The sequence below is a fragment of the Saccharibacillus alkalitolerans genome (assembly GCF_011090185.1).
Classification (GTDB): Bacteria; Bacillota; Bacilli; order Paenibacillales; family Paenibacillaceae; genus Saccharibacillus; species Saccharibacillus alkalitolerans.
This window is the reverse complement of record NZ_JAAFGS010000004.1, coordinates 270,063-283,425: the sequence shown is the minus strand read 5'-3', so window position 1 is coordinate 283,425 and position 13,363 is coordinate 270,063. Positions and strand designations below refer to the sequence as shown.

The 13,363-nt window shown below is 61.9% G+C and carries 11 protein-coding genes; 8 read left to right on the top strand and 3 right to left on the bottom strand.

Annotation, left to right across the window (positions count from 1 at the left end):
- Positions 1 to 4 precede the first annotated feature (4 nt).
- Positions 5 to 916 carry a cidABC operon transcriptional activator CidR gene (cidR, locus tag GYN08_RS13095; RefSeq protein ID WP_166274893.1) on the top strand — a complete coding sequence of 304 codons (912 nt, stop codon included), beginning with the start codon at positions 5 to 7 and terminating at the stop codon, positions 914 to 916.
- 105 nt (positions 917 to 1,021) lie between these two features.
- On the opposite strand, the gene GYN08_RS13090 is transcribed toward cidR, so the two are convergent.
- The gene (locus tag GYN08_RS13090) at positions 1,022 to 1,252 is read right to left on the bottom strand and encodes a hypothetical protein (RefSeq protein ID WP_166274891.1); all 231 of its coding nucleotides are present in this window, start codon (positions 1,250 to 1,252) and stop codon (positions 1,022 to 1,024) included.
- A complete protein-coding gene (locus GYN08_RS13085) occupies positions 1,249 to 2,154 on the bottom strand; it encodes a helix-turn-helix domain-containing protein (RefSeq protein ID WP_166274889.1) in 906 nt (301 codons plus the stop codon). Before GYN08_RS13085 ends, GYN08_RS13090 begins: the two co-directional genes overlap by 4 nt.
- Positions 2,155 to 2,341: 187 nt before the next feature.
- Here GYN08_RS13085 and GYN08_RS13080 point away from each other — a divergent pair, with 187 nt between their 5' ends.
- Genes GYN08_RS13080 through GYN08_RS13060 form a run of 5 tightly spaced genes read left to right on the top strand, consistent with a single transcriptional unit; the run spans position 2,342 to position 7,226 of the window.
- Positions 2,342 to 3,112: an ABC transporter ATP-binding protein gene (locus tag GYN08_RS13080; RefSeq protein WP_166275587.1), complete on the top strand. Its 771-nt coding sequence runs from the start codon at positions 2,342 to 2,344 to the stop codon at positions 3,110 to 3,112.
- The gene (locus GYN08_RS13075) at positions 3,109 to 4,053 is read left to right on the top strand and encodes a hypothetical protein (RefSeq protein ID WP_166274887.1); all 945 of its coding nucleotides are present in this window, start codon (positions 3,109 to 3,111) and stop codon (positions 4,051 to 4,053) included. Before GYN08_RS13080 ends, GYN08_RS13075 begins: the two co-directional genes overlap by 4 nt.
- On the top strand, positions 4,046 to 4,843 hold the full coding sequence (locus GYN08_RS13070; RefSeq protein WP_166274885.1) for an ABC transporter permease: 798 nt from the start codon (positions 4,046 to 4,048) through the stop codon (positions 4,841 to 4,843). The genes GYN08_RS13075 and GYN08_RS13070 overlap by 8 nt, the downstream gene beginning before the upstream one ends.
- Before the next feature lie 56 nt (positions 4,844 to 4,899).
- Entirely contained in the window at positions 4,900 to 5,580 is a 681-nt protein-coding gene (locus GYN08_RS13065) for a response regulator transcription factor (RefSeq protein ID WP_166274883.1), read from the top strand.
- Positions 5,568 to 7,226, top strand: coding sequence for a HAMP domain-containing sensor histidine kinase (locus tag GYN08_RS13060; RefSeq protein WP_166274881.1), 1,659 nt, complete (start codon positions 5,568 to 5,570; stop codon positions 7,224 to 7,226). The genes GYN08_RS13065 and GYN08_RS13060 overlap by 13 nt, the downstream gene beginning before the upstream one ends.
- 193 nt (positions 7,227 to 7,419) lie before the next feature.
- Here GYN08_RS13060 and GYN08_RS13055 read toward each other — a convergent pair whose 3' ends face one another.
- Positions 7,420 to 9,309 (bottom strand): LTA synthase family protein, encoded by a 1,890-nt coding sequence (locus tag GYN08_RS13055; protein ID WP_328802943.1) that lies wholly within the window; start codon positions 9,307 to 9,309, stop codon positions 7,420 to 7,422.
- Between the two features lie 313 nt (positions 9,310 to 9,622).
- On the opposite strand from GYN08_RS13055, the gene GYN08_RS13050 reads away from it, so the two are divergent.
- Both GYN08_RS13050 and GYN08_RS13045 read left to right on the top strand, forming a co-directional pair.
- Positions 9,623 to 10,795, top strand: a complete 1,173-nt coding sequence (locus tag GYN08_RS13050) for a C40 family peptidase (RefSeq protein ID WP_166274877.1) — start codon at positions 9,623 to 9,625, stop codon at positions 10,793 to 10,795.
- 226 nt (positions 10,796 to 11,021) lie between these two features.
- Positions 11,022 to 13,313, top strand: coding sequence for a helicase C-terminal domain-containing protein (locus tag GYN08_RS13045; protein ID WP_166274875.1), 2,292 nt, complete (start codon positions 11,022 to 11,024; stop codon positions 13,311 to 13,313).
- Positions 13,314 to 13,363 lie beyond the last annotated feature (50 nt).

Genomic DNA, 13,363 nt, shown 5'->3' with positions numbered 1-13,363 from the left:
CGGCATGGACATCCGGCATTTGCAGTATTTTTTGGAGACGGCGCGGCTGAGGAGCTTTACCCGGGCGGCGGAATCGCTGTACTTGAGCCAGCCGGCGATCAGCAAGGCGATCCGGCAGCTCGAAGAAGAACTCGGCGTCACGCTGTTCGACCGGATCGGCAAAAAGATCGAGCTGACCGATGCCGGACGCGTCGTCATGGAACAGGCACAGGCGATCACGCAGTCGTTCTCGAACCTGTCGGCGCAGCTGGGCGATCTGGAGGAACTGAAGCGCGGGCATCTTCGCATCGGACTGCCCCCGATGGTGGGATCCAGCTTTTTTCCGAAAGTGATCGGGGCGTTCCACGACCGTTACCCGGACGTGACGATGCAGGTGTTCGAAGACGGGGCCAAAAAAGTCGAGTCCGACGTCGCGGAAGGGCTGCTGGATATCGGGGTGGTGGTGCTGCCGCTCACGTTCGACGTGTTCGGCTCGTTCCAGTTCGCGGAAGAGAGGCTGAACCTGATCGTGCCGGCGTCGCATCCTCTGGCCGGAGCCGCAAGCGCGAAGCTGGGCGAGCTGGCGCACGAAAATTTCGTCTTCTTCCGGGAAGATTTTACGCTGCACGACCGCATCATCAATGAATGCCTGCAGGCCGGTTTTCACCCGAGAATCGTCTACGAAAGTTCGCAGTGGGACCTCATCAGCGAGATGGTGGCGGCCGGCCTAGGCGTCGCGCTGCTGCCCGAAACGATCTGCCGGCAGGCGTCCGGGAAAGCCGTGACCATCGTCCCGCTGGAGGAGCCGGCGATTTGGTGGAGGCTGGGCGTCATCTGGCACAAAGAGCGGTATCAGTCTTACGCGGCGCGGGAGTGGATCTCGTTTACGCGGGAATGGCTGGGCGGCACGCCCATCAAAGACGATGAAGGACGATAAAGGGAGAGCGATCGGAACAGGCAGCAAGAAGCCGCCGTCAAAAAGATATCCTTTTGACGGCGGCTTCTTTGCTTTTGCGTAAAAAAAGGCGATCGTCCGGGGCGTTCAGCTTCGCCGTCTCGCCCTTTGGCTTCTCCAGCCTCCCGCGGCGGCAAACGCGAACGAGATCAGGAAGATAACGCCGCTGCGAACCGACCACAGCGAATCCGCTTCAAAAGGAAACTTGCCCAGCACGCCGCCCAGATACCAGGAGATCAAGTAATTGGCGAGGCAGACGATCGCGGCGACGACGGCGGAAGCGGCGGCGACACGCACGGCATCGGACAAGCGGCTCATCGGATGTCCTCCTCGAACGACAGATTGACCGGCTCGTCGTGCAGGGTGCCCGAGGTCTCGAGATTGGTGGTCGGAACCGTATCCGGCACTTCTTCGAACGAAAATCCGTCTACCCAGAGCTGTCCGGTTCCGCTCAGCAGGGCGCCGAACGAGATGCTGTCGCTCCGCGGCGGAACATCGAGCACGATCGCGTAATGATTCCAATCCGTCGTTCCGGTCAGCGGGCGGTTCGCCATGTTGTCGAACTGGAGCACGTCGCCGTCGGCCGCGTCCACCCGCATCCACAGCGCCGCGAAGCCCTGCTCGACTCCGCGCGTTTTGGCGAACGCCGATAAACGGACACGCTTGCCCCGGAACTTGTCGGCCCGGAACGCCTGCATCATCGTGCCGAACTGTTCCGGCGAGTCGGACATGACCGACTTCAGATAGCCCGACCCGGTGCCCCGGTGCACCTCTTTGCGATCGATTCCCATTTCGTAGTGAAAAGGATGACTGCCGCTCAAAAACCAACCTTTGACCGGAGCTCCCGTCTGATCCTGCTTCGTTTGCATCGAATCGTCCTCCCGAGACAGCATGCCGCCCATCCATCTGCGGTATCGCGCGGGCGGCAGCCCGTAAATTTTTTTGAATGCCCGTCCGAACGCCTCCTGCGACTCGAACCCGAACCGGAGCGCGAGGTCGAGGATACGTTCGTCGGTATGCAGCAGCGCGGAAGCCGCGCCGGCCAGCCTTCTCGAGCGGATATAGTCCGACATCGTCATGCCGGTCTCGCTCCGGAAAATCCGGTGGAAATGGTGGAACGAGAACCCGGCTTCGGCCGCGATCCGCTCTCCCGTCAATTCCCGCTCCAGATTCCGCTCGATATAGTCGATCGTTTTTTGCACGGCAGGTTGATAGCTCACGTGAACGCCTCCCTTACGTACAGACTATCAAAGCCGGGCGGATCGGTTTTGACTTTTTTTGCGAAAAGCGTCTGCGGCGTCCTTTATGGTTTCTTTAGATTTGCCTCTTACACTTGCCTTATCCGAACAACGGACGGACTCGGACGACGGACGAGCCGGGACAAGGAGGCGAACGAAAATGGAAAACATGCAGGACAAGCGTGCCGGGCGGGTTGTCATTCCCCAGACGGAGCATCCGCTGGTCGAGATCGGGAACGTAACGAAAAAAGTGCGGCGGAGAACGCTGTTGAAAGACGTGTCGTTCAATGTGGAACAGGGCGAGATCTGCGGGCTGCTGGGGCCGAACGGCGCAGGGAAAACGACGCTGATTCGCGTCATGACCGGATTGATCCGGCCGGATTCGGGGGACGTGTTCATCGGAGGAAGCAGCGTAGTGCGCCAGAGGGAGAACGCCGCGGCGCATATCGGAGCGATCGTGGAATCTCCGATTTTCTTCCCTTATATGACGGGGCGCGACAATCTGGAGAACCTGGCTCTGCTCCACCCCAATCTGCCGGACCGCAAGGCGCGGCGCAAAAGGGTGAACGAAGTGCTCGAGATCGTGCGCATGGACAAGCGGGCCGACGAAAAAGTCAAAACGTATTCGCTCGGCATGAAGCAGCGGCTCGGGATCGCGCAGGCGCTGCTCGGCGACCCCGAACTTCTCATTCTCGACGAACCGGCCAACGGCCTCGATCCGATGGGCATCCGGGAACTGCGCGAACTGATTCTGCGGCTCAAGCACGAATTCGGCAAAACGGTGCTCGTCTCCAGCCATCTGCTGGACGAGCTGCAAAAAATCTGCGACCGGATCGTCGTCATCCGCGAAGGCGAGCGCGTCTTTGCGGGCAGCCGGGAAGAGATGATCGGGCGGCACGCCGGCCTGGAAGAAGCGTTCGTGGAGATGATGACGACATGAAGACGGCGGGGAAGTCGATCGACGAAAAGAAAGGCTTCGGCGCGGCGTTCGCCCCGGACAGGACGGCAGCGGACCGGGAGCGGCCGGTACGGCGCAGCGGCGGCGGAGTCGGCTTCGGCCGGCTGCTGACGGCCGAATGGCGCAAGCTCTGGAAGCGCCGAAGCGCGAAGCTGATGGCGCTGGCCGGGCCGCTGACGGGGCTGGTGTCGGTCAAGTATTTGCTGTCGCAAAACGCGGCGCTCGACCCCGGGCTGCCCGAATACGCGACGGCGGGCAGCGTGCCCGTGCTCGCGCTGGCCGAGATGCTCGTGACCGTGTTCAGCGGCATGATGCTGGTGCTGGCGGGACTTACGGTCACGGAAGAATACCGCGGGGGACAGCTGCGGATGGGCATGCTGCGGGCCGTATCCTTAGGCCGGATTATGGCGGCCAAGTGGGTGGCCTGCCTGCTGTTCATGCTGATCCAGCTGGGGACGTACTTCGTCTGCACGGCGGCGGCCGGTCGGGCGCTGTTTCCGAACCCGGAGAGCTATCCGCTCTTTTACGGGGCCGGCCGGGTATCGTACGGAGAGGGCCTGCTGTACGATCTTCGCTACTATGCGCTGGCCGCGCTGGCGCTGGGCGTGCTGCTGACGGTATTTTTCTGGCTGGCGGCGGTCGGGCGTTCCTCGACGGTGACATTGGGTCTGGGCATCGGATTCCTGCTGGTTTCCTATATGCTGCCCACGCTGCTGTCGTATTTTCGGCCGCTGTTCGGCACGGAGGAATACGTGCGGATATACTTTTTGTCGCTGGTGACGATCGAGTGGGAAGGCATCGCGGCGATGCTGGCGGACCTGCACGGCCTGCGGCTCTGGAATCTGGGCGTGCTGGCGGGATACGGACTGCTGTTCGGCCTTATGACGGTATGGACTTGGAAGAGGAGGGATACTTTTGAATAAAGGAAGCGGAGTCGGCATGGGCAATCTGATCCGAAGCGAGGCCCAGCGGGTGTTCAAAAGAAAGAGAACGTGGGCGGTCGCGATCGTATACATAGTGTTCGTGCTGCTGGAATGTCTGTTTTTGACGATGATGAATACGAGTTTTTACGATGCGGAGCACAGCGTGGCGCTGAACTCGCTGAACACGGCGCCGTTTCTGCTGCGGGAACTGGCGATTCTGATGAACTTCGTGGTCATTCCGATGCTGGCCGCGGACAGCTTCGGCGGCGACGTGTCGTCGGGCGCGCTCCGGCTGGCGCTGATCCGGCCGATCTCCCGGGGCAAGCTGTTCCTCGTCAAGTGGCTGGTGCTGGGAATGCTCGTGGGAGGACTGACGCTGTTTACCTGGGCGGCCGGAACGGTCTTTGCCGGCATCGCGATGCCGCCGGCTTCCGAAACGACGCTGATGGGGGCGGGCGCGGTAGGCAGAATGGGCGCGCTCGGATTCAGCCTCGGGTTTTATGGCGTCGCGCTGTGCGTTTTTCTGGCGCTGATCGGCGTAGGCGGCGTCGTGGCGCGCCTTGTGCCCAATCCGGTGCTGGCGTATATCGGCATTCTGGCGGTTATCGTGGGCGGCCTTTACGTGTCCGACGCGCTGGTGTTTCTGCTGTCGGTATCCGACTCGATCTTCCATTTCCTCGGCCGGACAGGGGGGAGCGACGCCTCGCTCGGCTGGATTCTCTGTGCCCTGCTGGCGGGCTGCGCTATAATAGGGACGTTGGGTTGGCAGCGAAGGGAATGGAATCAGTAAAGGCCGGGCGGTAAGAGGAGAGCCGTCCGGAACGGAAAGCGAAGGGGGAATCGGCTGTGTCGGAACGGGTCATGCTGGTGGACGACGAGCGGGATATCGTGGCTTTTATGCGCGATGCGTTGGAGGATGAAGGATACGAGGTGCTGTGCGCGTACAGCGGCGAAGAAGCGCTGGCGCTTCTGCCGTACAAGCCGGACGTGGTCGTGCTCGACGTAATGATGCCCGGAATGAACGGATACGAGCTGTGCGAGGCGATTCGCGAAAGCGCATCGTGCCCCATTTTGTTCGTCAGCGCGAGGCGCTCCGAAGAAGACCGGGTGCGCGGGCTGATGGCCGGCGGGGACGATTATCTGGTCAAGCCGTTCGGCCTGCGCGAATTCAAGACGAGAATCTACGCGCATCTGCGCCGGGAAAAAAGGGACCGAAGCGCTTCAGACCGCTTTCTGCGCTTCGGTTCCCTGGCGATCGACGCGCAGGGGCGCGAAGCGCGCGTCGGCGAACGGGCCGTGCCGCTGACCGGCAGGGAATTCGACATCGTGCTGCTGCTGGCGCTGCATCCGTCGCAGGTCTTCGCGCGCGAAGATATTTATGAACGGATCTGGGGGCTGGAAGCGGACGGGGACTCGGCGACGGTCACGGAGCATGTCAAAAAAATAAGGGCCAAGCTGGGCGCGGCCGATCCGGAACTGAACCCGATCGGCACGGTATGGGGAGTCGGTTACAAATGGCAGGCTTGAGACGGGGAGAAGGGAAACGCCGGCCGACCGAGGGAGGCGCGGCCGCGCCGGAATCCTTGATCGGCCGCAGGGCTTCCGGTGAGGGCGGGTCGTCGGAGCGTGGCGCCGGCGGTAAGGACGTACCCGGCGCCGCCGGACCCGCGGAGCCGGGGGAAGACGGGAAACGCAGCCGCGCGCCGCGCGAACGGCCGCTGAAAAGCTTGATTCAGCGGGCTTTTCACCGCACGTTCCTGCTCAGCGTGCTGGCGACGGTGCTGACCTGGGCGCTGGGGCTTTGCGTGCTGGCGCTGTGGGGCGCCTCGCTGAGACCCGCGAATTATTACGAGAGCCGGATTCCGGAGGTGGTCGCGCAGCTTCAGGCGCTGAACGATCCCGTCTCGCTTTCTTCCCGCGCGGAGGTGGAAGCGATCGTGCCTGCCGAAGGCATGGGCTACGAAATGTACGACGCTTCGGGAAGCCGGGTCTACGGCTCGTTCGAAAGCGAAGGAAAGGCGGCGATCCGCGGCGGAGCCGACCTGCTCGCGCGGCTGAACGATCATGTCTCTTCCGGCGGCTATTACGTGCAGTATGAACCGCTGGCCGGTCTGGACGGCCGTCTGGCCGGAGCCGTCGCGCTGCGTTATAAGCTGACGGCCGCTTCCGCCAATCCCGCCCAGGGTCTGCCGCTCGTTGTCGGCGCGCTGCTGATGGCCGCCGCGCCTTTCGCTTACCTGTACGGCTTCACGGTGTGGAGCGGACGCAGGCTGAGCCGCAGGCTCGAAGAACCGTTCGGACGCCTGATCGAAGGCGCGGAGAAGATTCGCGAGCACGACTTGGACTTCTCGCTCGGGCCCCGAGGCACCGGCGTCCGCGAGCTGAACCAGCTGCTCGCGGCGTTCGAACAGATGCGCGAGGCGCTGCGGGAGTCGCTGAGCCGGGAGTGGCAGCTGGAGCGCGAACGCCGCGACATGATCGCGGCGGTGGCGCACGATCTGGGCACGCCGCTCAGCGTGATCCGCGGGCATGCGGAGGTGCTGCTCGAGGACGGAGGCAAGCGTCCCGAGCGCGCGCAGCGCTATGCCGAGACCATTCTCGGGGCGGCGGAGCGTTCGATCGCGCTGACGGCCGACCTGTCGGAGGCCGCGCGGGTGGAGCGACCGGACTTCGCGCTCAGTCCGGAGCCGGTCGACCTGGAGGCGGCCGTCCGCGCCAAAGCGCGCGAATACGCCTTCCTGTGCCGCCAGCGGGGAGCGAAGTTCGCGCTCGAGGCGCGGGACCTGCGGGCCGAGGGCGAACGCGGCCCGCTGAGACTGGACCAGCACCGGATCAATCGGGTGCTGGACAATCTTGTGAGCAACACCCTCCGCTATGCGCCGGAGGGCGGCGCCGTCGCGCTGGAGCTTCGGATCCGGCCCGGCGGGGCCGAATTCGAAGTGCGCGACGACGGCCCCGGCTTCGCGGAGGCCGGGGGCGGCCGCATCTTCGAGAAGTTCTATCGCGAAGATGCGGCAAGGGCTTCCGCCGCCGACCCGGGCGGCGGGGGGCACTCCGGTCTCGGGCTGTTCATCGCCCGGACCATCGTGCGCCGGCACGGCGGCGAGATCGCCGCGCACAACCGCCCGGAGGGCGGCGCCTGCGTGCGTTTCTCCGTCTCGGAGCTCGACTGACGACGCCTAGAGCCGAACGGCCCGCCCGGATACAATTCCGGGCGGGCCGTTCGGGTTCGCGCGGGAGCGGCGTCAACGTCTTCCGCCGCCTCCCCATTACAGAAAAGCCCCGCCGACGGCCTGTGTCCGTCGGCGGGGCTTTTGTCGATGCTGCGGCCCGTTCCCGGGCCTTCCGTCCGTGCAGGGGAGCGCGTTACTCCGTTCCGGCTTGCGGATGTTCCGCTTCCGGACGGTCCGGCTGCTGCCGCACATAGCTGCTCGACAGCTCGAACAGCTCCAGCATCCGGTTGAATTGATCTTCCGTGACGCCGGAAGAAGCGGTGCCGCCTTTTTTCAGCGGATAATACGTGCCGTCCTCGTAGCCCGTTCCCGGAATGAACAGCGTGTCTCCGGTAATCAACGAACCCGACGGCCAATAATAACGTTCGGGAATCATATTCTCGCTCTGATTCAGCAGGTCCTGTCCGAAGTGGATATGGTTATCCAGCGAAATGCCGAGCAGATTAGCGGCCGTCGGCATAACGTCGACCTGCGCGCCGAGCTGCGTCTGCACGCTGCCGGCGTCCGCGCCGGAGCCGAGAATCATGAACGGGATGTTCGGCATGTCGCTGTACGTATAGTCGTGGCCGAAGATTTCCTTCGCCAGCGCCAGGTCCCGTTCGTCCATGGAATGCAGCGGGAGGCCCAGGTGATCGCCGTAAAGCATCAGCAGGCTGTCGTCCCACAGTCCTTTTTCTTTCAGTTCGTCGATCAGCAGGCCCAGGCAGTAATCCGAATAGTTCTGGGCGCGAATATATTCGCCTACCAAAGTCCCTTCGTAACGCTCCGGCAGCGTCATTTTGTACTTTTCCTTCGGAATGGTGTACGGATGGTGCGAGCTCATCGAGACGATCTGCGCGTAGAACGGCCGATCGGATTCGTCCATTTTTTGCAGTTCGTCGGTCGTCTTGTCATACAGCACTTCGTCGGAAGAACCGAAGAAGACCATGTCGTCCGTGCCGAAGAAGCTCTTGTCGTAATACTTGTCGAAGCCCAGCGCCGCGTACAGCTGGTTCCGGTTCCAGAAGGAGACGTCGTTCGTATGGAAAGTGGCCGTTTGGTAGCCGTTTTGCTCCAGCAGCTTCGGCAGGCTCGGCAGTTCCTTTTCCCCGTAAGCGACTACGGCCGCCTTGCGCGGCGGAATGTAAAACGACGTATTGACCGTGAACTCGGCGTCTGACGTATTGCCTTGTCCCGCGCTTTGGTAGAAATTCGGGAAGTACAGCCCTTCGCCGGCCAGCTTGTTCAGATTCGGCGTGATTTCCTGCCCGTCGATCTTGAGGCCGACCATGAAGTTCTGCAGCGACTCCAGTTGAAGGATGATCAGGTTTTTGCCCTTGGCCGCTCCGAAGTAAGCCGGCTGCCCGGATTTTTCGATGCCTTTCAGCCCGTCGATCTTCTCCTGCGTGATCTGGGCGAGAGGGATCGGTTCTTCGTCGCGGTCGGTCAGCAGCGTATAGGCTTCGTAATTCAGGATGCCCATCTTTTCGGCTTTGACGACCTCGTTCATGCTCGCGCGGTTCGGCCAGACGTTCATGGTGCACAGAATAAGCGATACGATAAGCAGACTGCCCACGACACGCCGGCTCATGCGATGATGAACGACGTTCTGCCGCCACTTTTTCGCTTTCTTGCTCATGAAGAACCAGACGCTCAGCACGATGATGTCGGTAAAGATCAGCAGATACTGGGGAGCAAGCAGAGAGAAGACGCTGTCGCTGACCTCGACGGCCTGCCGGCTCTGGTCCAGCGCATGGTAATTGACCACGACGCCGTAATATTTGAAATAAATGACCGCCGTGAAGAACAGCCCCGTGACGAGCAGGTTGGTGATCATGTACCACAGCAGTTTGCGTTTGGACGCCAACCATTCGAACAGGCAGAACAGAATCCACAGGAACGGAATCTCCGTCAGCAGAGGTCCCCAGATCGGGGTATTCTCGAAGATCGGTCCCCAGGCGATATAGCCTTTAACCAACAGAATCAGGGTGAACAGAACGAAAGGACGGGTCAGCAAGGACCACCAGTTTTTAATCGGCTCCACGATGCAAAGCTCCTTTTCTATATGCGGAAATGTCGGGTGCTTCGGGAAATTCCCCGGTCGCATGCCTTTTTATTAAGGATAAACCAATCGGAACGTTGTAAATCCTTAGCTATTATGCTCCCGGCCGCAAAAGTTGTCAAAATCGTTTTTGTTTCGTTTCCAAATTGCTCAAAAAGCTGGCGATTCCGGCCGATAGAAGTTAAAATATCGATAGAATGTAAAACAGTCGGCCCTTTTCAGCATCAATCGCGCATAATCGTCGTTTTCGGCCGCTTTTTCCCGGAAGCGCTTATCGACTCACAAGGAGGCAATCATGAACAGAAAGCTCTTCAGCCTGGTCGCAGCATCGTCTCTACTAGTGACTGTGCCTGCCGTCGCGCAGGCGTCCCCCGGCAAAGTCGACCGTCCGGTTAACCTCAGATCCGCCCCCTCGGCATCCGAAGGGAGCGTATACCGCACCCTGCAGCCGGGCACCAAGCTCGAAGTGGTCACCGAGCTGAACAATTACTGGCTCAAAGTCCAGATCGGAGAGAAGACGGGATACGTCTCGTCTTCTTACGTGACCTATACGAAAGAGTCGTCTCCGAGCGTCAAGGCTGCTTCTTCGGGCGGCAAAACGTCTTCCGGCACAAACAAGGCAAGCAAGGCGTCTTCGACGTCCTCCGTCAAGCAGGCCGCGGCGTCTTCCGCTCCTTCAGCCGTCAAGACGCTGATCGAACCTCCCGCCCCTGCGGCTGCGCCCGCTCCCGCCGCTTCCGCGGCCGGAAGCGGCGTCGTGACGAAGAACGTGAACTTCCGCACCGCGCCCGTGACGGGCAGCGACGTTCTGCGCGTGCTGTCTGCCGGCGAGACGTTCACGGCCGTCGAATTGGCGAACTCGGCCTGGCTCAAGATCACGGACGCGAGCGGCGTGACCGGATACGTCTCGACGGGTTACGTATCCTACGCGCTGCCGGACGGCGGAAGCTCGTCTTCTTCCCAGATCCCGTCCTCTTCGGCACCGCTGCCTGCGGCGGATATTCCCGCGGTGCCGTCTCTGCCTCCGGTCCCTTCGGAGCCTTCCGCTCCGTCGCCCGGATTCCCGATCGGAACGGTCATCTCGCCGGATACGGCCGACCGGGTCATCAATAATGCGCTGTCTTTGCAGGGCATTACCCGCTACGGTTTCGGAAAGAACGAAGCGCCGGTCCTGTTCGACTGCTCTTCGTTTACCCGCTATGTATTCGGACTTGAGGGAATCAGCCTGCCGCTCGGAACCGCCTATCAGAAGGACATCGGCATCCCGGTGGAAAAAGGCGAATGGCAGAAAGGGGATCTGCTGTTCTTCTGGAGCAGCGTTCCCGGACTGATCGGGCACGTCGGCATTTATGACGGCGAAGGCCATTTGGTGCATAACAGCGCCAGCAAAGACGGAGTGGCCGTAGCCGACCTGGATCTGAAATACTGGCAGGATCATTACGTATCGGCACGACGCGTGCTTCAATGACGCAGGGCGGCTTCGCGGCCGCGCTGCCTACCGGCGGCGGTTCATCCGGCCGGAACGCCGGCGCCCGCGGCTTTCGCAATCGCGAAAGCCGCTTTTTTGCGCGGCCGAATCGGGACGCGGAGCGCCGACGCCGTTTCGGCTATAATAGATAGACGTGCGTGGACGCGTTTTCGTCTGCGCCGAAGCGAAAAAAACCATTCTACATCCCCGGAAAGGGGGAGCTTGCATGACCCATACCGTCAAAACCTCCGTGCGCCCTCTGGTGGAATACGTTTTTCGAAGCGGCAGTCTGGAATCCGGCACCCGCTTCGGCAGCGCGCTTCAAGAAGGCACTCGCATTCATCGCGAAGTGCAGGAGAAATACGGAGAGAACGACCGCAAAGAAGTCTTTTTGAAAACGGAATTGTCCTGCGCCGGCGGCGAGCTGCTGGTGCAAATCGAGGGCCGCTGCGACGGGCTGCTGCTCGGCGAAGACGGCCTCTATACGATCGACGAGATCAAGTCGACGTCGGAAACGGCGGAGCAGATCGGCGGCGGCCGCGACGTGCACTGGGCGCAGGCCAAGTTCTATGCTTATATGTTCGCCGAGGAGATGGGGCTGGAGCGGGTCGGCGTGCGGCTGACCTACGTGCACAAGCCGGGCGGCGAGCGCAGCGTGCACGAAACGCAGCAGACGGCGGAGGAATTGGCCGCTTTCGTGCGGGACGTGGCGGAGCGCTACGCGCCGTACGCGCTGCTGCTCAAGCGCCGCGAAGAGAAGCGGGACGCGGCGGCCGCTGGGCTGCCCTTCCCGTTCGGCCGCTACCGGGAAGGGCAGCGGCTGTTCGCCGGGGCGGTGTTCAAGACGGTGCGCGAGGAGAAGAACCTGCTCGCGAGGGCGCCGACCGGCACCGGCAAGACCATCTCCACTCTGTTTCCGGCCGTCAAGGCGATGGGCGAGGGGCTGATCGGACGCGTCTATTATCTGACCGCCAAGACGACGACGAGAGCCGGCGCCGAAGAAGCGCTGTCCATGCTCGAGAAGAGCGGCGCCTATCTCAGTTCCGTGACGATCACGGCCAAAGACAAAGTCTGCTTCAAGGAAGAAGAAGACTGCGCCGGAGGCGCATGCCGCTTCGCGGAAGGCTATTACGACCGGATCAACGGCGCGCTGTACGATTTGTTCGAGAACGAAACCCGGGTTACCCGGGAAGTGCTGGAGACGTACGCGCGCAAGCATACCGTTTGCCCGTTCGAGTTTTCGCTCGATGCCGCTTACGCGGCCGACGTGGTCGTTTGCGACTACAACTACGTGTTCGATCCGCGCATCGCCTTCAAGCGGCTGTCCGACGAGCAGCGGAGCCGCTCCGCGCTGCTCGTCGACGAGGCGCACAATCTGGTCGAGCGGGGACGGGAGATGTTCTCGGCGGAGCTGTTGAAGTCCTCGTTTCTGGCGATCAAGCGGGGATACAAGGATGTGCACGAAGGCGTGCGCGCCGCGGCCGACCGGGTGAACGCCTACCTGATTCTGCTGCGCAAGCAGGCGGGCGAAGAAGGCCGGTTCGTGGGCAGCGAGCCGCCGGAAGTCATGTTCAAGCTGCTTGAACCTTTCGTCGACCAGGCGGAGCACGCGCTCGTGACCGTGAACGGAAGCGAAGCCGAAGAGGAACTGCTGGAAGCGTATTTCGCCGCCCAGACGTTCCTGAGGATCGGCCGGCTGTACGGCGATCAATACGTGACGTACGTGGAAACGGACGGCAGCGAGGTGCGAATGAAGATGTTCTGCCTCGACCCCTCGGAACTGCTGCTTCAGGCGTCGAAAAATTACCGTTCGGCCGTCTACTTCTCGGCCACGCTGTCGCCGCTCGGGTTCTACCGGGAGATGCTGGGCGCGGCGGAAGACGATTATACGCTGTCGATTCCGTCTCCCTTCAGCCCCGATCAGCTCGAAGTCAAAATTTTGCCGCTGTCGACAAGATTCAGGGACCGGGAGCGTACCCGGGAAACGCTGGCCGCGGCTCTTGCGGAGACGGTGTCGCAGCGGCCCGGCAATTATCTTTTCTTCTTCCCGTCTTATGCCTACCTTCAGGAAATCCGGCAGGCCTTCGAGACTCGGGTCGATCGCGATAAAATCGAGATTATCGGACAGGATTCGGGAATGTCGGAGGGCGAACGGACCGTCTTTCTCGACGCCTTCTCGGCGGGCCGGGAACGGACGCTGGTCGGCTTCGCCGTCATGGGCGGCGTCTTCTCGGAAGGCATCGACCTGACGGGCGAGCGCTTGACCGGCGTGGCCGTGATCGGCGTCGGACTGCCGCAGATCGGGCTGGAGCGGGACATCATCCGGGATTATTACAACGAGCGCGGACGCAGCGGCTTCAATTACGCGTACGTCTATCCCGGCATGAACAAAGTCCAGCAGGCCGGCGGACGCCTGATCCGCACGGAGCAGGACCGGGGCGTCTTGATCCTGGCGGACGACCGTTTCCTGCAGGAGCCCTATCGCTCGCTGCTGCCGGACGAATGGGGAACGCGTTGAATGCCGCTTCGGATTCGGAGCCGCAAAGCGTTCGGGCGTCCATGCCGCAA